23 protein-coding genes are annotated in these 21,550 nt (G+C 61.4%); 6 read left to right on the top strand and 17 right to left on the bottom strand.

The window, feature by feature from the left end; all coding sequences use genetic code 11:
* Window position 1: 1 nt before the first annotated feature.
* Window positions 2-682: a molybdate ABC transporter permease subunit gene (modB, locus tag GVN17_RS07910; protein WP_166594668.1), complete on the bottom strand. Its 681-nt coding sequence runs from the start codon at window positions 680-682 to the stop codon at window positions 2-4.
* Window positions 683-1,450 carry a molybdate ABC transporter substrate-binding protein gene (gene modA / locus GVN17_RS07905; protein ID WP_166594667.1) on the bottom strand — a complete coding sequence of 256 codons (768 nt, stop codon included), beginning with the start codon at window positions 1,448-1,450 and terminating at the stop codon, window positions 683-685. It lies immediately after the preceding gene.
* 164 nt (window positions 1,451-1,614) lie between these two features.
* Between modA and GVN17_RS07900 the strand changes: the two genes are divergently transcribed.
* Window positions 1,615-2,253, top strand: a complete 639-nt coding sequence (locus GVN17_RS07900) for a TetR/AcrR family transcriptional regulator (RefSeq protein WP_166594666.1) — start codon at window positions 1,615-1,617, stop codon at window positions 2,251-2,253.
* 47 nt (window positions 2,254-2,300) lie between these two features.
* Window positions 2,301-3,284 carry an MDR family oxidoreductase gene (locus tag GVN17_RS07895; protein ID WP_166594665.1) on the top strand — a complete coding sequence of 328 codons (984 nt, stop codon included), beginning with the start codon at window positions 2,301-2,303 and terminating at the stop codon, window positions 3,282-3,284.
* Here the strand turns inward: GVN17_RS07895 and GVN17_RS07890 are convergent.
* From GVN17_RS07890 to GVN17_RS07845, 10 genes are all read right to left on the bottom strand, one after another.
* Window positions 3,281-3,748 carry an RES family NAD+ phosphorylase gene (locus GVN17_RS07890; RefSeq protein ID WP_166594664.1) on the bottom strand — a complete coding sequence of 156 codons (468 nt, stop codon included), beginning with the start codon at window positions 3,746-3,748 and terminating at the stop codon, window positions 3,281-3,283. The genes GVN17_RS07895 and GVN17_RS07890 overlap by 4 nt on opposite strands.
* On the bottom strand, window positions 3,748-4,197 hold the full coding sequence (locus GVN17_RS07885; protein ID WP_371928505.1) for an antitoxin Xre/MbcA/ParS toxin-binding domain-containing protein: 450 nt from the start codon (window positions 4,195-4,197) through the stop codon (window positions 3,748-3,750). Before GVN17_RS07885 ends, GVN17_RS07890 begins: the two co-directional genes overlap by 1 nt.
* A gap of 47 nt (window positions 4,198-4,244) precedes the next feature.
* On the bottom strand, window positions 4,245-5,354 hold the full coding sequence (gene ada, locus GVN17_RS07880; RefSeq protein ID WP_166594662.1) for a bifunctional DNA-binding transcriptional regulator/O6-methylguanine-DNA methyltransferase Ada: 1,110 nt from the start codon (window positions 5,352-5,354) through the stop codon (window positions 4,245-4,247).
* An 84-nt stretch (window positions 5,355-5,438) separates the two neighbouring features.
* Window positions 5,439-6,308 (bottom strand): copper homeostasis membrane protein CopD, encoded by an 870-nt coding sequence (gene copD, locus GVN17_RS07875; protein WP_166594661.1) that lies wholly within the window; start codon window positions 6,306-6,308, stop codon window positions 5,439-5,441.
* A gap of 4 nt (window positions 6,309-6,312) precedes the next feature.
* The gene (gene copC / locus GVN17_RS07870) at window positions 6,313-6,699 is read right to left on the bottom strand and encodes a copper homeostasis periplasmic binding protein CopC (RefSeq protein ID WP_166594660.1); all 387 of its coding nucleotides are present in this window, start codon (window positions 6,697-6,699) and stop codon (window positions 6,313-6,315) included.
* A gap of 139 nt (window positions 6,700-6,838) precedes the next feature.
* Window positions 6,839-7,624, bottom strand: coding sequence for an anti-sigma factor (locus GVN17_RS07865; protein ID WP_166594659.1), 786 nt, complete (start codon window positions 7,622-7,624; stop codon window positions 6,839-6,841).
* The gene (locus GVN17_RS07860) at window positions 7,621-8,115 is read right to left on the bottom strand and encodes an RNA polymerase sigma factor (protein ID WP_166594772.1); all 495 of its coding nucleotides are present in this window, start codon (window positions 8,113-8,115) and stop codon (window positions 7,621-7,623) included. Before GVN17_RS07860 ends, GVN17_RS07865 begins: the two co-directional genes overlap by 4 nt.
* Window positions 8,116-8,187: 72 nt before the next feature.
* Window positions 8,188-8,739, bottom strand: coding sequence for a tetratricopeptide repeat protein (locus tag GVN17_RS07855; RefSeq protein WP_166594658.1), 552 nt, complete (start codon window positions 8,737-8,739; stop codon window positions 8,188-8,190).
* 91 nt (window positions 8,740-8,830) lie between these two features.
* Complete coding sequence (locus tag GVN17_RS07850) at window positions 8,831-9,412, bottom strand: cytochrome b (RefSeq protein ID WP_166594657.1); 582 nt, start codon at window positions 9,410-9,412, stop codon at window positions 8,831-8,833.
* A gap of 129 nt (window positions 9,413-9,541) precedes the next feature.
* Entirely contained in the window at window positions 9,542-11,179 is a 1,638-nt protein-coding gene (locus tag GVN17_RS07845; RefSeq protein WP_166594656.1) for a methyl-accepting chemotaxis protein, read from the bottom strand.
* A gap of 707 nt (window positions 11,180-11,886) precedes the next feature.
* Here GVN17_RS07845 and GVN17_RS07840 point away from each other — a divergent pair.
* Window positions 11,887-13,215, top strand: a complete 1,329-nt coding sequence (locus tag GVN17_RS07840; protein ID WP_166594655.1) for an OprD family porin — start codon at window positions 11,887-11,889, stop codon at window positions 13,213-13,215.
* Between the two features lie 87 nt (window positions 13,216-13,302).
* Here the strand turns inward: GVN17_RS07840 and GVN17_RS07835 are convergent, their stop codons facing one another.
* The 3 genes from GVN17_RS07835 to gcl all read right to left on the bottom strand — a co-directional run bounded on the left by GVN17_RS07835 (window position 13,303) and on the right by gcl (window position 17,010).
* On the bottom strand, window positions 13,303-14,205 hold the full coding sequence (locus GVN17_RS07835) for a 2-hydroxy-3-oxopropionate reductase (RefSeq protein ID WP_166594654.1): 903 nt from the start codon (window positions 14,203-14,205) through the stop codon (window positions 13,303-13,305).
* Window positions 14,206-14,400: 195 nt separating this feature from the next.
* Window positions 14,401-15,183: a hydroxypyruvate isomerase gene (gene hyi, locus GVN17_RS07830; RefSeq protein ID WP_166594653.1), complete on the bottom strand. Its 783-nt coding sequence runs from the start codon at window positions 15,181-15,183 to the stop codon at window positions 14,401-14,403.
* A 51-nt stretch (window positions 15,184-15,234) separates the two neighbouring features.
* A complete protein-coding gene (gene gcl / locus GVN17_RS07825; protein WP_166594652.1) occupies window positions 15,235-17,010 on the bottom strand; it encodes a glyoxylate carboligase in 1,776 nt (591 codons plus the stop codon).
* 108 nt (window positions 17,011-17,118) lie between these two features.
* Here gcl and GVN17_RS07820 point away from each other — a divergent pair, with 108 nt between their 5' ends.
* Both GVN17_RS07820 and GVN17_RS07815 read left to right on the top strand, forming a co-directional pair.
* Window positions 17,119-18,030 carry a LysR family transcriptional regulator gene (locus tag GVN17_RS07820; RefSeq protein WP_166594651.1) on the top strand — a complete coding sequence of 304 codons (912 nt, stop codon included), beginning with the start codon at window positions 17,119-17,121 and terminating at the stop codon, window positions 18,028-18,030.
* A gap of 82 nt (window positions 18,031-18,112) precedes the next feature.
* On the top strand, window positions 18,113-19,213 hold the full coding sequence (locus GVN17_RS07815; RefSeq protein WP_166594650.1) for a hypothetical protein: 1,101 nt from the start codon (window positions 18,113-18,115) through the stop codon (window positions 19,211-19,213).
* A 112-nt stretch (window positions 19,214-19,325) separates the two neighbouring features.
* Here the strand turns inward: GVN17_RS07815 and GVN17_RS07810 are convergent, their stop codons facing one another.
* Together GVN17_RS07810 and GVN17_RS07805 are read right to left on the bottom strand one after the other, a co-directional pair.
* Entirely contained in the window at window positions 19,326-20,093 is a 768-nt protein-coding gene (locus GVN17_RS07810) for a 2-keto-4-pentenoate hydratase (RefSeq protein ID WP_166594649.1), read from the bottom strand.
* A gap of 116 nt (window positions 20,094-20,209) precedes the next feature.
* Window positions 20,210-20,482, bottom strand: coding sequence for a DUF2790 domain-containing protein (locus tag GVN17_RS07805; RefSeq protein ID WP_166594648.1), 273 nt, complete (start codon window positions 20,480-20,482; stop codon window positions 20,210-20,212).
* 269 nt (window positions 20,483-20,751) lie between these two features.
* On the opposite strand from GVN17_RS07805, the gene GVN17_RS07800 reads away from it, so the two are divergent.
* Window positions 20,752-21,528: an alpha/beta hydrolase gene (locus GVN17_RS07800; protein ID WP_166594647.1), complete on the top strand. Its 777-nt coding sequence runs from the start codon at window positions 20,752-20,754 to the stop codon at window positions 21,526-21,528.
* Window positions 21,529-21,550 lie beyond the last annotated feature (22 nt).

Below are 21,550 nucleotides of genomic sequence, written 5' to 3'. Positions count from 1 at the left end.
ATCAGCTCCAGGTCGCTTTGGTCTTGCCGCTGGAGTAGAGGGCCAACAGAACCAGGAAAGAGAACACCAGCATGAAGCCCGCGAGCCAGTGGGCCTGCGCGTACTCCATGGATTCAACGTGGTTGTAGATCTGCGTCGAGACTACGCGGGTTTTTTCGGGGATGTTGCCGCCGATCATCAACACCACGCCGAATTCACCCACGGTGTGGGCGAAGCCGAGGATGGCGCCGGTGATGAAGCCGGGGCGCGCCAGGGGCAGGACGACGGAAAAAAAGGTGTCCCACGGGGTGGCACGCAGGGTGGCGGCGACTTCAAGCGGGCGCGGGCCAATCGCCACGAACGCATTCTGCAGCGGCTGGACCACGAAGGGCATTGAATACAGCACTGAACCGAGGACCAGGCCGCTGAAACTGAACGTCAGCGTGCCCAGCCCAAGGCTTTGGGTAAATTGTCCAAACGCGCCATTCGGCCCCAGTAGCAATAAAAGGTAGAAGCCGATGACCGTGGGCGGCAACACCAGCGGCAAGGCAACGATAGCCCCCACCGGGCCCTTGAGCCATGACCGGGTGTGGGCCAGCCACAACGCGATGGGGGTGCCGACGATCAGCAGAATCACGGTGGTCAACGACGCCAGTTTCAGCGTCAGCCAGATCGCCGCCAGGTCGGCACTGCCCAGCGGCATTTACAGCTGATACCCGTAGGATTTGATGACGGCAGCTGCTTTTGGACCTTTCAGGTAGTCCATCAGAGCTTTGGCAGCGGCACTGTCCTTGCCTTTGTTGAGGATGACCGCGTCCTGTTTGATCGGCTCATGCAGGTTGGCCGGCACGATCCACGCGGAACCGCTGGTCAATTTGCCGTCTTTATACACCTGTGACAGCGCGACGAAACCCAACTCGGCGTTGCCGGTCTGCACGAACTGGAACGCTTGGGCGATGCTCTGGCCCTCGACGATCTTGGCCTTGGTCGCTTCAGTCAGGCCTTCCTTTTCCAGCACCTGAGTGGCGGCCAGGCCATAAGGCGCGGCTTTCGGGTTGGCGATGGAGAGGTGTTGGTACGCGTTCTTTTTCAGCACTTCGCCCTTGTCATCGACATAACCTTCTTTGGCGGACCACAGGGCCAGCGTGCCGACGGCATAGGTGAAGCGCGAGCCTTTGACGATTTCGTTTTCGCTTTCCAGTTTGGCCGGGGTGGTGTCGTCGGCGGCGAGGAACACTTCGAACGGCGCGCCGTTCTTGATCTGCGTGTAGAACTGACCCGTGGCGCCAAACGACGCGACCAGTTTATGGCCGGTGTCTTTTTCGAAATCCTTGGCGATGGCCTGGATCGGAGCGGTGAAGTTGGCCGCGACGGCGACTTGCACTTCATCGGCGAACGCGCTGCTTGCGGACAAGGCCGCGACGGCGAGGGCCAGGGATTTGAAGGTGACGCGGAGGGACGTTGCGCGCATGAAGCAGCTCCATGTTGGTTTTTATGTGAGTGAGGGCAGGGTCGGCTCGTACCGGCCAAACGCTATGCAGCGGAATATATAGCGATAGCGCGTGGCAAGGAAGCCAGATTGCGGTCGTTCGGTTTAGGTTGATTTATTAGACGGTCGGTCTAATATGCCACCCCATGACTGATCTGATCGCAAAACCCCGACGCCCAGGGCGTCCTCCGAAAGTGGCCCGCCCCGACGACTTCGACACCCGTGAAGCCCTTATTCGCTGCGGTGTGGAAGTGCTGACCGAGCAGGGCTTCATGGCCACTGGCATCGACAGCATCCTGAAACGCGTGGGCGTGCCCAAGGGCTCGTTCTACCATTACTTCGCCAGTAAAGAGGCGTTCGGGCTCGCGGTGCTGGACAGTTATGCAGGCTATTTCGCAAGGCGCCTGGACCGCTGGTTGCTGGATGAGTCGCTGTCGCCTCTGGAACGCCTGGCCGGTTTCGTACAGCACTCCAAGGCGAGTATGGCCCGTTATGATTTCAGGCGCGGCTGCCTCGTGGGCAATATGGGTCAGGAAGTCAGCGTGCTGCCGGAAGGGTTTCGCGACGCGCTGGAGCAGACGTTCCTCGATTGGCAACGGCGCTTGTGTGCTTGCTTCGATGCGGCAAAGGCCGTTGGAGAACTGCCAGGGCGTGCGGATTGTGGCGAGCTGGCCGCGTATTTCTGGATCGGTTGGGAAGGCGCCGTGTTGCGCGCACGGCTCGTTCAGAGCGACACCCCCCTCAATACATTCATCGCCGGGTTTCTGCGTGGGCTGCCACGCTGATTTCTTCGGCTCTATTTATAGACGACCGGTCTATATGGGAGAAGAGCATGTTCAATGGCATTTTGATCGATAAAGACGACAGCGGTTATCACGTCAAACTGGCGTCTATCGATGAGTCGCAGCTGCCCGCAGGCGACGTCACCGTGCGGGTGTCCCACAGCACACTCAACTACAAGGATGCCCTGGCGATCACCGGCAAGGGGCCGATTGTCCGTCAATTTCCGATGGTGCCGGGCGTTGATCTGGCGGGCATTGTCGAGGACAGCGGCGATCCGGATTTCAAGTCCGGCGATGCGGTCGTGCTCAACGGTTGGGGTGTTGGCGAAGGGCATTGGGGTGGGCTGGCGCAGGTGGCGCGGGTTCAAGGTAAATGGCTGATCCCGCTGAATGCGGCGTTCACCCCCGCCCAGGCGATGGCCATCGGCACAGCAGGTTACACAGCCATGCTAGCGGTGATGGCGCTGGAGAAGAACGGCGTGACCCCGGACAAGGGCGACGTGTTGGTGACCGGCGCCAATGGCGGCGTCGGCAGCTTCTCGATTGCCTTGCTGGCGAAACTCGGTTATCGCGTGGTGGCGTCCACCGGGCGGGCCTCCGAAGCTGAATACCTGAAGCAGCTGGGCGCGGCCGAGATCATCGACCGCGCCACCCTGTCCGAGCCCGGACGCCCTCTGGCCAAAGAGCGCTGGGCAGGCGCCATCGATTCGGTGGGCAGTCACACCTTGGCCAATGTCTGCGCCAGCACCCGTTATTGGGGCACGGTCGCCGCCTGCGGGCTGGCCCAAGGCATGGACTTTCCCGCCTCGGTCGCGCCTTTCATCTTGCGCGGTGTCACGCTGGCGGGCATCGACAGCGTCATGCGTCCGCGTCAGGACCGTATCGACGCATGGACACGACTGGCGACCGACCTGGACCCGAAGGCGCTGGCGCTGATCAGCCACGAAATCGGCTTGAGTGAGGTGATCGCGACTGCCCATCGGCTGATGGATGGGCAGGTACGTGGGCGGGTGGTCGTTGACACCGGGCGTTAAGCCGCGCTGCGGGTCCCCGATTTGCCATAGAAAAAGTCGGTGATTTGCAGCACCTTGATTAGGCTGCAGGCCGGGTGTTTTGGATTGATCAGCACCAGCCGTATTTCCTCCATGGCGGCTGACGGCAGGATCAATCCCAACTGGTCATTGCGTTCGAGCCATTCGCCCCCGTACTCCATGCTGGGCCGGTCGGCGGGGAAGTTGTCCCAGCCCATCGGCAATTGGTCGACGGCGGGCGTTTCATACAGTTCGGGGTCGGGCGGCAATTCGAGGTGCATGAGCTTGAAACGCAGTTGAGGAACGTGCCCGGCGAGGATCACCGGGTCGAGCGCGCAGCCGGACGGACTCAGGCCCAGGTACACGGCGGGTACGTCCGGCGGATTCCAGCGACCGCCGTACACGGCGGCGCCTGCGCCGGTAAGGCCAGTGATGTCGTCGGCCTTGCTGATTCTCCAGGCGTGCATCACACCACCCCGCCATGTTCCAGGGCCGCCAACGCGCGGCGAACCTGGCCAGCGCCGATTTCGGTTTCGCACAAAGTGAGCGGGGTCTGGTCGTTGAGGGCGCGATTAACGGTCATCATCCAGCGCCGTGCGGTGTCTTGATCCTCGAACACCTCGGCGGCGCGCATGGCCAACGCAGCGACCCGGTCCAGCCGTTCAGAACCGACCAGATCCAGTGGCCGTCGTTGCCGCTGCCGACGTTCCAGTGTCGAGATCGAGGCGTTAAGCAGGGCCTCCAGTTGGCTGTTGTTCAATTGAAATGCGTTGCGTACGGTCTTGACCCACCCCGGCGGAAAACCGGTGCGGATGTAGGCGAGTCGTTCTGTTTCATTGCGGGTGCTGAGCTGATCGGCGATCAGCCAGAAAGCGGGCGAAGCCGCGTGAGTCGACGCTTGAAAAATGGCAGGCACGTCCATGCTCCTTCATCAGATGTCCGACGCAGGACGTTACGCCCCTGTCAGGGTTTCTCAAGCGCCAAGCTGTTACACGGGTTTGCCTGTGCTTCGTGGTCGAGCAACTGACGCTTGCGCTCCGCGCCCCAGCGATATCCGGACAGCCCGCCGTCGCTGCGCACCACGCGATGACAGGGGATGGCCACTGCCAGCGGGTTAGCGCCACACGCCTGCGCGACGGCGCGGAACGAGCGGGGCGCGCCGATGCGTTTGGCAATGTCTGCGTAGCTGGCGGTGGTGCCTGGCGGGATGTGTTTCAGCGCCTGCCAGACTCGTTGCTGAAACGCCGTGCCTTGCAAATCCAGGGGCAAGTCCAGACCCAGTCCGGGGGCTTCGACGAAGCCGACGACCTGGGCCACCAACTGCTCGAATCCGCCGTCGCCGCCAATCAGCGTGGCGTTGTGAAACTGATCTTGCAGATCGCGGACGAGCTGGTCCGGATCATCGCCGAGCAGGATCGCGCACACGCCGCGTTGGCTCTGAGCGACCAGAATCGAGCCAAGGAAGCATTCGCCCACCGCAAAATGAATGTCAGCGTTGGTCCCGCCCTTGCGGTAGTCCGACGGCGTCATGCCGAGCAGGGTTTCGCTGGCCTCGTAGAAGCGGCTGTTGGAGTTGAACCCTGCGTCGTACATCGCCTGGGTGATGGTCTGGGTGTCGCTCAGTCGATGGCGCACGCGCTCGGCGCGGTGGGCGCTGGCCCAGGCCTTGGGAGTGACGCCCGTGACGGCCTTGAACACACGGTGAAAATGCCAAGGGCTCATGCCCGAGCGTGCGGCGAGGGCGTTGAGGCTGGGGGGCTGTTCCGCCTCGGCGATGTGTCGGCACGCGTTGGCGACGATCCCGGCGTGTTGCTCGGCCAGGTGGGTCTGATCGGCAGCGGCCCGTTTGCTGGGGCGGTAACCGGCGGCTTCGGCTTGCGCCGCGCAGTCGAAGAAAATCACGTTCTCCGGACGCGGCAGGCGCGACACGCTGCTGGGGCGGCAGTAAATGCCGGTCGTGCGGACGGCGTAGACGAACTGCGCGTCGGCAGCCGGGTCACGGGCTACCACGGCCGCCCAGCGCGGGTCGTCTTCGATGTGTTGTGCAGACCGTTGCAACTTGCCCTGGCCCATGACCCATTACCTCTGAAAATGACTGTTGAGCCTCAAGACTACTGCCTGCGCCGAGGTCAGGAACCCCGAGTCTTGCGGTCAAATTCAGCCTGGCATGGGCGGCAGAGTGCCCAGCAAGGACACGGCCGCCAGCGCGGCCCCACCCGACAGGCCTTCGAGCAGTACACTGGCCCTCAAGACGGGAAGTCGCAAGACGTGGGCGCGCGCCAGGCTTCGGTTCACCGCTGCCAGCGCCAGCATGCACAGCACCAGTGCCACTTTGATCCCCAGCACTGCGCCGAACCCCGAAAACGCCGGGTCTGGCCACCATCCGCCACTCAGGGCGCGCACGTTGACCAGCCCTGTGACGATGATCACCGCCACCAGCCCGTAACCGATGCCGCTGAAGCGCAGCAGCACGGCACGCAGGCCCACCGGATCAACGGATTTGATCAGAACGGCCAGCATCAGCAGGCCGCCCAGCCAGGTGGCGACGCCGAGCAGGTGCAGCATCTGGTTGAGGATCAGCAGTTGGCCGCGCAGGCCGTCGAACATGGCGCCATGACCCACCGGCGCCAGCGTCAGCAACAAAAGGGCGTTGATCCAAAGGCGCGATTTCACCGATATGCCCGGACGGATCACCCAGATCAGTGCCAGCAGATTGAGCGCCAGATGCACGACCCAGACGTGACCGAAGAAGGTGTGGCCCAGGACCAGTGCGAGCGTGGAGGGCGCAAACCCTTCGCGCCAGTCACCGGCCATGCTCCCGGCGGTCAGCATCAGCCAGTCCAGTGCGCTCAGCAGCGCCGTGCCGGTCAGCCACGCGAGCTGGAGGTCAAGTCGACGGCTGTCGGGACGTGTTACGAACGCCGTCAGGTTCGAAGTGAATAGCACACTGCGAAACAGGCCCGAACCGAACAGCAGCAAGACAGCGCCGAAGTGCACGAACCGGCACAGGATCAACCCTTCTTGCATGGCGTTATGGCGTCACCTGAAAGCGATAAACGCCTTCGCTTTTGTGCGTATCGACCGACACCGCATGCCATTCGACCTTGTATTTGCCCGGGGCCAGCGGGACGGCCGGGACCACGATCAGCACTTTTTTATCGGCGGGGTCGGTAGTGACGCTCTGGGTCTGGATGATTTCGGTGGTTTCCCCCGGACCATCGAGGCTGATCGCGACTTTGGTGAATTTTTCTTCGACGCCTTCTGAGAAATTCAGGCGCAGTTCCTTGGGCGTGGTCACTTCGCTGTCGGCGGCAGGCAGTTGGCTCTCCAGGTGCGCATGGGCGAAAGCCGGCGTGGCGATCAGGGAGGCGAGCAACGGCAGGCAAGCGAGGGCGAGTTTCAAGCGGTGGGCAGACATCAAGGGTTCCTTCGAATTCGTGAAAGCGTGTTGCAGCGACAGGCCGGTCTGGAGCCGATGCCGTGTCGATTCCGGTCAATGCGAGCGCTACTAGACCAGAAACCGCCTCTCGACTCCAGTTAAACCCCTGAACGGTGCATCAGACCGGAAGGCGTTTCTGAACGCTGCGGGCCATGATCTCCAGGTCTTCGAACGGGTTTTTGCCCACCAGCATGAAGTCCTGCCGGGTGTTGGACCAGTACACCACGTTGAGTCCCAGGCGTTGTTCCCGGCCAAGGGTTTCGCTGCCGGTGCGTGCTTGATTGATGCACAACGCCAAGGGGCCGTGCCGGGCATCGAGGTAGGTCAATTGGCCGATAAGCACGCCGTCGTAGTCGAGGATTTGCGCCCGCCGGAATTCCGCACCGGGCAATGCCACCATTTCAGGGTTCAGCGCCAGGCCGAGCTGTTGTCCCACCGAACTCAACTGGGAGACATGGGACGAGCGGTCAGCGGTCAGGTTGTCGAGGGTTTGCGGGGTGTACAACGCCATGTATTCGGCCACCGAACCGCGCCATCCGCCGCCGGATTTAGGGCTTTGGACCCCCATAAACAGGCGATCTGCGGCGATTCCGGCGACAACGAAGGTCGCGGCCATGGCCAGGAAACCGCGACGGCTCAGGGCTGGCTTCGGTGGTGCGGCCGCTGCGGGCAACCCGTCGAGCATGTGTTGCAGGCGTGCGGTGGGGGCATCGTCCAGGACCGAATCAAACGCTTCGCGAAACGGCAGGTCCGACCGTTTCAGCCGTTCAAACCGTGCCGCGACCGAGGCGTCGGTGCGCAGCAGGTCATCGATGGACTGGCGTTGTTCCCGGTCGAGTTCGTCGTCCAGCCAGGCGACCAGCCATTCGTCCGAAGGGGGGGCGTGTGTCGTATCGTGGGTCATCGCCGTTCTCCTGTCGAAGGGCTCGACATGGCGGGTGGTGCGGTTTCAGCCAGTTTCAGGCGCGCGGCCGCCAATCGGCTCATGACGGTGCCCACGGGAATTTGCAGGATGTCGGCAGTCTCCTTGTACGAAAGTCCTTCGACATAGGTCAGAAAGACCGTTTCGCGTTGGGCTTCCGGCAGCGCGTTGACACGTTTGATCACTTGGGCGGCGAGGACCTCTTTCTGCGCCTGGCTTTCCCCGTCAAAGGACAGTTCCTGCTCGGCATCGACGAAACCCTGGCCCTGACGGACCCGTTGCGAGCGCAGTTCGTTGAGCCAGATCGAATGCATGATCGCCAACAGCCAACGGTCCAGACGGGTGCCCGCGGCGAACTGCGCGGCACGCTCCAGCGCCCGGACACAGGTGGCTTGCACCAGATCATCGGCCAGGTGCTTTTGTCGAGACAGCACCCAGCCGTATCGCCACAACCTTGGCAACAGAAGACCCAGCTCCCGGCGAAACTCAGCGTCTCTGCCTATGATGGCCTCCCGGCCTGTCGCTCATCATTCACTGAAGCGAACTCAGGTCTGCGGCGCTGCGGCGATGGCGTCGGCCAAGTCTTCGTACTCTTCACAGGTGGTGCTGCACAGCGCCTTGATCTTCACCAACTGTTCTTGAGCGAGATCGACGCGGCCCTTGATCACGTACGCCTCGCCCAGGTACTCCCGCACTTGTGCGTAGTTGGGGTCCAGGGCCACGGATTTCAGGTAGTAGCCGATGCCTTCATCGGTCCGGCCCAATTTGCGGGTGGCGTAGCCGCGATAGTTCAGCGCCTTCGCGGTATTCGGGTTTTGCAGGGTGTCGAGCAGCGACAGCGCTTCTTCGTAGCGGCCGTCTTTGGCGAGGCGGTAGGCATAATCGGTGCGGTCGGCGTCCGAGGTGGCCTTGCTGGTCTGCATCACGCATTTGCCGGATTTGCTGTCCCAGACCTGGCCTTTCGGGCAGTTGGGCTTGGGCGGGGCGGATTCGTCGCCCGAGGCGTTGGCCTGACCGGCGAACAGCGCCAGGGCCACGCAGGCCCCCAGCAACAGGGAAGGACGGGAGGGCGTGGCATGTGCCGACTGTGTGTTCATGGTTCTCATGCTCCGTAAATGATGGGATCGAATACGCGTTCGGCCCTGCCGAACACCACAACGACCGGGTGCAGGCCCGGTCAGCGAAGGATCAGCCGCGCAGATCCCCGAGAGGCATCGGCAACATGCGTTTCAAGGTGCTGTCGCCGATGATGTAGTGATGCCACAACGCAGCGGCGGCATGCACCCCTGCCAAAAAGATGATCGCCCAGGCAACGTTGTCATGCAGACCGCCCAAGGTGCTCCGCAGCCCGTGATCGATGGCGAACGGCGCCGGGATCGGAAATAAGCCAAAGAACGTGAACGGCTCACCCTGCGCCCAGCGAAACAGAAAACCCAGCGAGATCTGCGCCAGCAACAGCAGGTACAGCACGCCGTGCCCGAGGCTGGCCGCCAGATGGGCGGCGGGGTGGGTGTCGTGTTTCGGGCGATTGCCACCGAACACGCGCCACACGATGCGCGCGACGATCAGCACGGCAAAAGCGATGCCCAAGGAAATATGCACTGACTGTAGCCCCTTGCGCAGGTCCGTGCCTTTGGCGAGAAACGCCCAGATGTGGGCGCTGGCGAACAGAAAAATGACAACCGCGGCGGTCAGCCAGTGAAAAAGGCGAGTGATGCGGTCGTAGTGGTGAGCGGGAAGGCTGTGCAGGCGTGAAGTCGTGCTGTTCATGTGTAATCCCCGAAAGTGTCGAACCGTAAACACCCCGGCGAAGAAAGTTATTCGGCCCGGTCGTAAATTCTTTTCGGAGAAGGTCCGACGTACCGGGACCCTACCTCATCCCGGCACGCCCAGCCCGTTTCAGACCTTGAAAAAGCTCACGCGGGCGGTGAGTTGATCGGCGAGTTGCGAAAGCTCCTTGCTCGACAGTGCGACCTGATTAGAGCCCACCGCCGCCTCGCGGGCCGAGTCATGAATACGGTTAATGTTCTGGCTGACGTCTTCCGCCACGGCGCCTTGCTGCGCAGCGGCACTGGCGATTTGCGCGTTCATGTCATTCAGCGCACCAACCTCGTGGCGAATTTTCACCAGCGCCGTTTGCGCTTCCTGGGTCTGCTGGACCGTACGGTGAGCCATTTCCCGGCTTTCGCGCATCAGCCCGGCCGTGACGCCAGCACCGGCCTGCAACTGGCCAACCATGTTGCGGATTTCCTGAGTGGACTCCTGTGTCCGTGTGGCCAGCGAGCGAACTTCATCGGCCACCACGGCAAAGCCACGACCTGCTTCACCGGCTCGGGCGGCTTCGATGGCGGCGTTCAGGGCCAGCAGGTTGGTGCGTTCGGCGATGGCGTTGATCACCGCGACGATGGTCTCGATGGACTGACTGTCTTCGGAGACTTTTCCGACAGAATCAGCGGCGCTTTCCAGCTTGTACGCCAGTTCGTGCATGGCTTTGGCGGTGCCTTCGACCATGAGCTTGCCGTGCTCGACTTCCTGATCGGCTGTTTCGGTGGCGTTCGCCGCCTTGGCCGCATAACCGGCGACTTCCTTGACGCTGCCCGCCATCTGGCCGATAGCCGTGGCCATGTGCTCGGTCTCGGTGGCCTGCAGGCGCATCTGTTCGCTGTTGCTGTCGGAACTGGCGCGCAGTTGCGAGGACGAGCCCATCAAATCCATCGCCGCCGCCCGCACCTGGTTGATGGTGGCGGAGAGGTGCGCATTGGTGACTTTCAAGGCGCCCATCACGCTGTCGGGGTAGGGCGTTTCAATGGCTTGAGTCAGTTCACCCGACGCCAGCCGTCGGATGGAGGCCGCGACTTCGTGGGGTTCTGCACCGAGGGTCGATTTGACGCTGCGGATGATCAGCAGCGAAGCCACAACGCCCAGCGCCACGGCAACGGCGGTGGCGATCAACATCAGCACCGCGAAACTGGCGGCAGTGACGCGCACCATGCCGATATGGTCGGCAATGGAGGCTTCTTCCAGATCGATCAGCGCGTTGATGCGGTTCAGCCAGTCCTTGTAGGCGCCCGAAACGTCAGCCATCAGCGCAGTCTGTGCCTGGTCGATGTCGCCTTGTTGACGCAGGCGCAGCACTTTGTCGGTCGCGCTCAGGGCGGCACGTTCCGCCGCTTTGATGCTGGCCAGAAACTCCTGTTCGCGGGCAGTGGCGCCTTTGGTTTGATAAATCTGGTCCATCGGGCTGGCGGACGCTTGATACAGCGCGTTCAGGCGCTCGATGTCGCGCAGGTGGGTCGCCAGGCCCTGGTCATCGCGGACCAGCACGGCGTCGCGCACCGCGATGGCCCGGTCATGCACGCTGCCTCGGAAGTTGATCGCATAACGCTGCTTGATCGTGGCGTCTTCGCTCACATCCGTCAGCGTATTTTCAATAATGCTGACCCGGTGCACGCCGATGAGGGTGATGAGGATCATCAGGGCGAGTACCAGACCGAAGCCGAGCCCAAGCCGTTTGCCGATCGTAAGCTGTTTGAACATGTCCGCCGGTTCCAACTGTTGTCTGATATTAGATGGCTACTACTGATGCTCGTTATACGTCATCGCTAAGCCGTCTGCAGGCACTTTTATCTATCGGGGCGATATACGCTGCCGGTGGCGAGTCGGGTCGGGAAATGAAGCCTGCGGGTGATTAAACACTGTGAGTGATGGCATCAAGTGCGCGGAGAGTTGCGAACTATCGTGAATTAACCAGATAGTGAAAACTGCATGAAGATTATTTAATAAAAAAAGCCACCGCACTGACGTGGGGTGGCTAAAAAGTCTTACCAAAGGAATGATGAAGTGGAGCAAGATTCGATTACTTGATGCTGCGGATTCACCAAGTCATTGATTCGTGTGCTTCATCGCCGACAAAGGTAACACCGGTGGCGGCGCTTCAACTATTACTAAGATCGATAGTGACTATCACGACCCATTCATGAACCGTCCGGCGGAAAAATGCTAAAAGTTTTTCGCCCGAGGAGCACACTCGGCAAGAAATGGGGTTGATATACCTCATTGCAACAATAAGGAAATGGGCCTGTAGCCTGTAGATCAGCCGTGAACATCAATTACGGTGCCGATGTATTTTTGCCCATCTGCCATAGCGCACATTCCACCGTTTCATCTTTCTCCTGAACTCAGGACGATACCCTGCATGTCAGGGTCTGCGGAACGTTGGGCCTTAATTGAGACAGGGGATAATAATGACATTTGTGAAATGGAACCTCGTGACGCTCGCGGTTTCGCTGGGCGTGAGCCAGATGGCGGCCGCTGGCGTCGTCAGTGATCAGTCCGATGCCAAGGGTTTTGTCGAAGACAGCAGCCTGACCGTTCATCTCAAGAACTATTACTTCAATCGCGACGGCAAGAACGGCGGTGGCGACCGCAAGGATTGGACCCAGGGCGTCATCGGTAACTTCAGCTCTGGGTTCACCCAAGGCACGGTGGGCTTTGGCGTCGATGCCTACGGTGAGTGGGGCATCAAGCTGGACGGCGGCGCAGGCACCGCGGGGACTGGCAACCTGCCGGTGGATCGCCACGGCGATCCGGAAGACGAGTACGGCACCGCGGGCGGCGCCATCAAAATGCGGATTTCCAAGACCGAATTGCGCTACGGCGACCTGATGCCGACCGCGCCGGTGTTTGCCGCAGGCGGTTCGCGCCTGTTCACGCAGACGGCCACGGGCTTCAACCTGTTGAGCAGCGACATCGCCGGTCTGGAACTGGATGGTGGTCACTTCACGGGCGGCAATGGCCCGGTCACCACCAACCACGATCACGATATTTATGCGTCGTACGCGGGTGTTACGGCGTCGAGCATTGACTATGCCGGTGGCAAGTACACCTTCAACGACAACCTGACGGCCAGCCTGTATGGCTCCAACCTGAAGGACGTCTGGGATCAGTACTACGGTAACCTCAACTACACCCAAGGCATTACCGACACCCAGTCCGTCAACTTCGACTTCAATATCTATCGCACCAATGATGCCGGTTCGGCCAAGGCCGGTGATATCAGCAACACCACGTGGTCGCTGGCCGCCGCTTATTCTTTCCTGACCGCGCACACGATTACGCTGGCGTACCAGAAAGTGCATGGCGATACCCCTTTCGACTATGTGGCCTTTGGTATTAACGGCCCTGGCGATACGGCGGATTCGATCTTCCTCGCCAACTCCGTTCAATACTCCGACTTCAACGGCCCCGGCGAGAAATCGTGGCAGGCCCGTTATGACTTGAACATGGCGAGCTACGGCGTGCCGGGGCTTAGTTTCATGGCCCGTTATATCACCGGTGATGATATCGACGGCTCGCATATGCCGTCGAACAGCACCTACGTGAACTATGGTTACGGTGAAGATGGCAAGCACCACGAAATCAACGTCGAGGCCAAATATGTGGTGCAGGCCGGCCCGGCGAAGAACCTGTCGCTGCGTTTGCGTGAAGCGATCCATCGCGCCAATGCCGACCAGGCGGAAGGCGACGTGAATGAATTGCGTCTGATCGCGGATTACCCGATCAACGTGTTCTGATGCGTTAAACCTGCTGGTAATAAAAAGCCAGGCGAACCCGTAACGGTTGCCTGGCTTTTTTCATGGCGTAGAACGCTGTGTGAAAGATCAATCCGGCGTGTGATCCCCACGAATCGAGAAGTTCGACATGTGCTCCAGGCCTTTGATCAGGCCGGAGTGGTCCCAACCGCTGCCCCCCAGTGCCGCGCAGGTGCTGAATACCTGTTGAGCGTTGGCGGTGTTTGGCAGGTTCAGCCCCAGTTCGCGAGCGCCTTCCAACGCAAGGTTCAGGTCTTTCTGGTGCAGGGCGATGCGGAAGCCGGGGTTGAAAGTGCCTTTGATCATGCGTTCGCCGTGCACTTCAAGAATCTTCGACGAGGCGAAACCGCCCATCAGCGCTTCGCGGACTTTTGCCGGATCAGCCCCATTTTTCGAGGCGAACAGCAGCGCTTCCGCCACCGCCTGAATGTTCAGGGCGACGATGATCTGGTTGGCGACCTTGGCAGTCTGGCCGTCGCCATTGCCGCCGACCAGCGTGATGTTCTTGCCCATGGTCTGGAACAAGGGCAGGGCGCGCTCGAACGTGCCTTGATTGCCACCGACCATGATGCTCAGGGTCGCAGCCTTGGCGCCGACTTCACCGCCCGACACCGGGGCGTCTAGGTAGTGCGCGCCCGTGGCGTTGATCTTCTCGGCGAAGGTTTTGGTGGCGGACGGCGAAATCGAGCTCATGTCGATCACCACTTTGCCCGCCCCCGTGCCTTCGCTCAGGCCGTTCTCGCCGAACAGTACGTCGTTGACCTGAGGGGTGTCGGGCAGCATGACGATGATGAATTCCGCTTCCTGGGCCACTTCCCGCGGGTTGTTCAACACCGTCGCGCCGCCGTCGATCAAGGAGGCGGGCGGGGCGACGAAGTGTTTCGACAGGATGAGTTGATGACCTGCTTTCTGCAGGTTTTCCGCCATGGGCAGGCCCATGATGCCGGTGCCGATAAAGCCGATGTTAGCCATGAAATGTTCCTCTTTTTTGTATATGTGCCGCCTGTAGGAGCGTGGCTTGTCCCGCGATCGACCGGGCACCGGTCGTAAAACTGAAACGCACGGTGTGTCAGGCACGCTGAGGTATCAGGTTTTACTGCTGCTTCGCACCAGATCGCGGGGCAAGCCACGCTCCTACAGGGCGATCCCGGTAGGCGTCAGTTTGTGTCAGATCAGGTTATGGGTCTTCAACCAGCCAAGCCCCGCTTCCGTGGTGGTCAACGGCTTGTACTCACAGCCGATCCACCCGCGATACCCCAGTTTGTCCAAGTGCCCGAACAGAAACCCGTAGTTGATCTCGCCAGTCCCTGGCTCATGCCGCCCAGGGTTGTCGGCCAGTTGCACGTGGCGAATCACCGGCAGGTTTTTTTCCAGGGTGCGGGCCAGGTCGCCCTCCATGATCTGCATGTGATAGATGTCGTATTGCAGCGACAGGTTGCGGCTGCCGACTTTCTCGCGGATCGCCAGGGCCTGGGCCGTGGTGCTGAGGTAGAAGCCCGGGATGTCCAGGGTGTTGATCATTTCCATGACCAGATCGATGCCTTGGGCTTGCAGCCTGTCGGCCGCGTACTTGAGGTTGTCAACGAAGGTCTTTTCAATCAGCGCGTCATCGAAACCCTGTGGCTTGATCCCGGCCAGGCAGTTGACCTGGGTGTTGCCCAAAACCTTGGCGTAGGCGATGGCCAGATCGACCCCGGCGTAAAATTCTTCGACCCGGTCCGGGTGGCAGGCAATCCCGCGCTCTCCCTTGGCCCAGTCGCCCGCTGGCAGGTTGAAGAGCACCTGGGTCAGGCCGTTGGCGTCCAGTTCGGCCTTGATTTGCGCCGAGCTGAAGTCGTACGGAAACAGGTACTCGACCCCGCTGAACCCGGCGTTGGCCGCGGCTTCGAAGCGTTGTAGAAAGTCCAGCTCGGTGAACAGCATGGACAGGTTGGCGCAGAGACGTGGCATGGTTCGCTCCTTTCTTTCTCTTTATGCGGTGGCGTCGATCAGTGCCGTTATTTAGTCCAGCAGGCTGATCGCGGTCGGGGCGTCGGCTCGGTTTTCGGCCAGCGATTCGAATTCATTGATCGCGTTGATCTCGGTGCCCATGGCGATGTTGGTCACGCGCTCAAGGATGATCTCGACCACCACCGGCACGCTGTATTGCTGCATCAGGCTTGATGCCTCGGCGAACGCGGCCTGGATGTGTGCCGGATCGCTGACACGAATAGCCTTGCAGCCCAGGCCTTCTGCCACTGCAACGTGGTCCACGCCATAGCCTTCCAGCTCGGGGGCGTTGATGTTGTCGAACGCCAGCTGCACGCAATAATCGATGTCGAAGTTGCGCTGCGCCTGACGGATCAGACCCAGGTACGAGTTGTTCACCACGACGTGGATGTACGGCAGTTTGAACTGCGCGCCCACGGCCAACTCTTCAATCATGAACTGGAAGTCATAGTCGCCCGACAGTGCGACAACCTGGCGGCTCGGGTCGGCCTTGGCCACGCCCAGCGCTGCCGGAATGGTCCAACCCAGCGGGCCTGCCTGACCGCAATTGATCCAGTGACGCGGCTTGTACACGTGCAGGAATTGCGCGCCAGCGATCTGCGACAGACCGATGGTGCTGATGTAGCAAGTGTCCTTGCCAAAATACTGGTTCATCTCTTCGTACACGCGCTGCGGCTTGACCGGCACGTTGTCGTAATGGGTCTTGCGCTGCATCGTGCGCTTGCGTTCCTGACAACTGGCCAGCCACTGGCTGCGGTTTTTCAGCTTGCCAGCGGTGTGCCATTCGCGAGCGACTTCCAGGAACATCGCCAAGGCGGCGCCTGCGTCGGAAACGATGCCCAGGTCCGGCATCAAAACGCGACCGATCTGCGTCGGCTCAATGTCGACGTGGATGAACTTGCGGCCTTCGCTGTACACCGAAACCGTACCGGTGTGGCGGTTGGCCCAGCGGTTGCCAATGCCCAGCACCATGTCCGATTCCAGCATCGTCGCGTTGCCATAACGATGGGAGGTTTGCAGGCCCACCATGCCGGCCATTTGCGGGTGATCGTCCGGAATCGTGCCCCAGCCCATGAGGGTCGGGATGACCGGAATGCCCGTCAGCTCGGCGAATTCCACCAGCGCATCCGAGGCATCGGCGTTGATAATGCCGCCACCGGCGACGATCAGCGGACGCTCGGACGCGTTGAGCATCGTCAGGGCTTTTTCAATCTGGTTACGGCTGGCCTGGGGCTTGATCACCGGCAACGGCTCGTAGGCGTCGATGTCGAATTCGATCTCGGCCATTTGCACGTCGAACGGCAGGTCGATTAACACCGGACCCGGGCGGCCGCTGCGCATCAGCTGGAACGCCTTCTGGAACACATAAGGCACTTGGCCCGGTTCCATGACGGTGGTGGCCCATTTGGCGACCGGCGCGGCAATGCTGGCGATGTCGACGGCTTGGAAATCTTCCTTGTGCATGCGGGCCCGGGGCGCTTGGCCGGTGATGCAGAGAATCGGGATCGAGTCGGCGGACGCTGAGTACAGGCCGGTGATCATGTCGGTACCGGCCGGGCCGGAGGTGCCGATGCACACGCCGATGTTCCCGGCGATGGCGCGGGTGTACCCCTCGGCCATGTGCGAGGCGCCTTCGACGTGGCGGGCCAGCACGTGATCGATGCCGCCGAGTTTCTTGAACGCTGCGTACAGCGGGTTGATGGCAGCGCCGGGGATACCGAACGCGGTATCGACCCCTTCGCGACGCATCACCAGAACGGCGGCTTCGATGGCTCTCATGATGGTCATTTGTTAGTCTCCTGAACTCGATAGTTTTTGTACGTGCTCAGCCTGATTTGAATTAGAGAGTTTGTGAATGGCTGCTTTTGGCAGTTCTGTCGGTATCAGGAGTATCGAATGGATCGTTACACAGAGGTACGCAGTTACGTGCTGGTCGCCACTCACGGCAGTTTTGCGGCGGCGGCGCTGGTGGAAGGTGTGACGCCGGTGATCATGGGACGACGCCTGAGCGCACTGGAAGATCGATTGGGGGTGAAGCTGATTCACCGCTCCACTCGCGGCCTGACCCTGACCGATGCGGGCGAGTCGTACCTGGAAAACGCCAAGACCGTGTTGCAGTCGTTCGAAGAGCTGGACGCGAGCATCAGCGAGAACGAAAACAGCGTGCGCGGGCACCTGGTTGTCTCGGCCCCGGCAGGGTTCGGGCGTCAACATGTCGCCCCGCACGCACCGGAGTTTCAAGCGCGTTTTCCGGATTTGCAGCTGTCGTTCAACCTCACTGACAACGTGGTCGATCTGGTGCGCGAGGGCTATGACATGAGCATCCGCATCGGCGAGGTGCTCGACCCCAACTATGTGGCGATCAAGCTGTACGCCAACAAACGCGTGGTGTGCGGCTCACCGGGGTATTTTGCGGAACACGGTCTGCCGCAGACGCTGGAAGACCTGGCCGATCACAATTGCCTGACGTTCAACTTGCAGGGCGGACAACACAGGGGCTGGACCTTTCAGCGGGACGGCAAACCGGTGGCGATCAAGGTCACGGGCAATCTCTATTGCAACGATGGCGAGCTGTTGTACGACTGGGCCAAACGCGGGCTGGGCCTGTGCTGGCGCTCGACGTGGGAGATCCAGAACGCGGTGGGGAGCGGGGCGCTGGTCACGGTGCTGGATGACTTTGCGTTGCCCAGTTATGACATTCAGGGGGTCTATCCCCATCAGCACTACCTGCCCGCGAAGGTGCGGTTTTTCATCGCGTTTCTGAAGGAGGTGTACAACCGGCCGGGGTATTGGACGAACGGGGGATAACGGGCAGTCCTCAGCGGGAACCGATCAGGACGCTGACGCCACTCACGCGGTATTCAGACCGTCCCGGAGGTGTCAGATGTCGATGAAAATACTCGGTCCCGCCCAGCAGGGCTTTGGCCTGGACACCCGCGACTTCGCCCACAAGGACGCGTTCAAGGGCAGTGGAGGTTCATCCGCTCAGAGTGGGATGGTCAGTTTTGGTGGGGCAGCCGGGGCAGGCGGGCAAGTCAATTTTGGCGGCCAGCCTGCGGCGTTGAGCGACAGTCGGGTCGCGGCAGCTCAGGCACCGGCGGACGGCAACGACAGCTTGGGCAATCAGGTCCGTGACCTGGTGCAACAGATACTCCAGCTCATCGCGCAGATGATGCAAAACAACCAGAATGCGCCGCAGACCCCCTCGGATGGCGCAGGCAATGGCAGTTCGCCGGGCCAATCGCAGAAGCCGGTGACGAACGCCGCCGCGCAGCCCCCGCAAACCGATCAGTCGGCTCAGCCTGCGCGCCAGACAGCGACACCGCCGACCTCGACACCGCAAACAGCGGCTGCCGAACCGCAAACCGCCACAGCCGACCCGGCCACGGCCACGCCTTCCACGAACAGCGCCAGCAGCACGGCTGCCACGGGAGACAATCCGGTCGCGGGCAGTGGTCCGCGCGCGTTCAACATCACCAATACTCAGGATCACCCGATCAAGATCGGGCAGTTCGACCAGCACGATCAACTGACGGCCGAGCTGACCCTGCAGCCCGGCCAGAAGGGCACGATGAAGTTCGAGAACGACACCACGGGGCTGCTCAAACAGGCAGACGCCGATGGCGAGTACAAGCCGGACGCCAGCCGTCTGGAGTTCTACAACGGGTTCATCAACACCAGCGACATCGACGGCCGCAACGCCGCGATCCATGCCACCGATGGCAAGGGTTTCGAAGTGGGCGACAGCCAGAGCGTGGCGGACAAGGCATCGAGCGACATCGTCTCGGCTGACTCGGCGGGCAACAAAACCGTGGCGGGTTTCTATGACGGTTCAACCGACGCCATGCGCAAGGGCGGGGACTTCCTGACACAGACCCTGGGCACGGGCATGACCTACATGCACCCGAACGACGACACCCTCGGCCAGGGCAACAACCCGATGCGCCACACTGACGCGATGTCGCTGGACGTCACGTTCGGCAAGGCGTGACGCCCCTGTAGGCGCGAATTCATTTGCAAGGCGTTCGTACATCCGCCACCTGTCTGTCGCCTGGACGATTATTCGCGAATGAATTCGCTCCCACAGTGAAGCCCATGCCCGGTCAGATCAACTCCACGGATATCGGCGGTAATCCACGAACCTCTCCGACGGCCACACCCGGCCCCTTCGTCAAATACATGCCGGTGTACGAGCCGGTGGTGATGATCAGGTCCGGCGTCACGCTCTGGCCGTTTTGCGTGTGGTGGTTGACCACCCACGGCAGCAGGCGACGCGGGTCGCCCGCCGGGTTGGCGCCGTCGCCGGGTACGATGTCTTCGTCGGCATAGGTGAAGGTCACGGCGGGTTCGACGAAGGGGAAGCTGGCGTCGTACGGCACGAAATCGCCGACGATCAGTGCCCCGTGGTTGAGCAGGTCGCCCAGCGCCAGCAGCGGGTCGATCTTTGGCCAGGCTCTGAACCGGCTGGAGACGATCTCAATGATGGCGCCCATGGAGCCGATGCTGCCCAGCACGTCCTCATCGGAATAGGCCTCGGCGCGGGGCGTGAATTCGCGGTTCAGGCGAAAGGCGATTTCAAGTTCGAGGATCGGGTGTGGATAGTCGACAATCTCAACTTGGCTGCCACTGGCAAACAGGCCGTCTTCCGGGAGTAATGCGCCCGTGATGGGGCCGCCATGGGTGGCTTTCGAACCCACTTTCCAGCCGCCGACCGTGGTGTCTCGCAACCGCAGGATTTCCCGTTGCAGGGCGTAGGCACTCGGCGCATCGGCAGGGATGTAATCAGGGCGAATCTCGGTGATTTTCTGGCCGTCGCGCATGGCGTCGACGATCAATTCGGCGATTTTTGCTGGGTGAGACGGTTGATTCACGCGGGACTTCCTTCAGTCAATTGAATGGAAAGTGCCCCACGATCCGGTCTCAGTCGTGGGGCCAGCGTGACTACTCTAACCCCATTTGCCGACCGCGCAGAACCCTGCGTTACACATCAGCCGTTCTGGCAGTCGTCACCCAGACGGGTGTATTCAAGTGTGTGGCTGACGCCCTTGCTGTCGACGTACTCGATTTGCGCCTTCACCGGCCCGCATTCCCCAGGGGCGTTGCTGGCGGTGTTGATGCGCACGACCTTGGCGATGTCCAGGTCCTGGGTGTAATCGTACTGGCCGTCCTGGACCGCCGCCGAGGTGCCGCGGCTGACCGTATCGTCGGCAAAGGTGAACACACTGAAAAACGACAACGCGATGAAGAGAAAGGTTTTCATGGCAGGCTCCACGTGATCCGCTGTGCCGGGCTCAGAGGTTGGCTCGGGTATGGCGCCATTCTAGGGAGCGGGCGGGACGCAGCTGAAATGGTGCGTGTCGATACACGTCATCAACGGAGCTGATGCCCGATGCGGGCGAAGGGCGATGCGTCGGCGGGACTCGAAATAATTGTGCGAGCGGTGGAATAAGCGCCGAGCGGGTGCGTCTTGCTGCGGTCACTGACTGAACGCTGCGGCGTTCACCCCTACTTACCGCTTGAGGTCACGCCATGAAGTTTCGTCACGTCCGTTCCGCCTTCGCTGTCGCCGCACTCGCCCTGGCCACCGCCGGATTCGCCACTGCCGCTTCGGCGGCCCCTGTGAAAAACATCGTGCTCGTCCACGGCGCCTTCGTGAACGGCGCGGGCTGGAAGCCGGTGTACGACATTCTGGTGAAAGACGGCTATCACGTGGCCATCGCCGCGCACCCGCTGACGTCGTTCAGCGATGACGTCACCGCCGTCAAACGCATCCTGGCGATGCAGGACGGCCCGACCATCCTCGTCGGCCATAGCTACGGCGGGGCGATCATCTCCGACGCGGGCGAAGACAGCCACGTCGCGGGTCTGGTGTACATCGCCGCCCACGCGCTGGACGTCGGCGAGACCGAGGCCGCCAACGGTAAGCTGTACCCGAACGCGACCAAGGCGGTGAAAAAGACCGACGACGGTTTCCTGTACCTCGATCCGGCGTTTTACCCAGCGGATTTCGCCGCCGATCTGCCCAAGGCTCAGGCCGAGTTCGAAGCTCACAGCCAGTCCCTGACGTCGGCCTCGGTGTTCACCACGGCGGCCACTGTCGCGGCCTGGAAGACCAAGCCGAGCTGGTACGCGGTGGCCAAGTCTGATCGCATCATCAACCCCGATCTGGAGCGCATGTACGCCAAGCGTGCCAACGCGCACACCATTGAGATTGCAGGCGCCAGCCACGCGGTGTACGAATCCCACCCGAAAGAAGTGGCAGCGCTGATCGAACAGGCGGCACAGCACGCACAGGACGGGAAGTGAGTTGACCGGCGCCTGATTCAAG

It is taken from the genome of Pseudomonas sp. SLFW, from assembly GCF_009905615.1.
GTDB lineage: Bacteria > Pseudomonadota > Gammaproteobacteria > Pseudomonadales > Pseudomonadaceae > Aquipseudomonas > Aquipseudomonas bambusae.
This window is presented reverse-complemented; position numbering and strand designations above follow the sequence as displayed.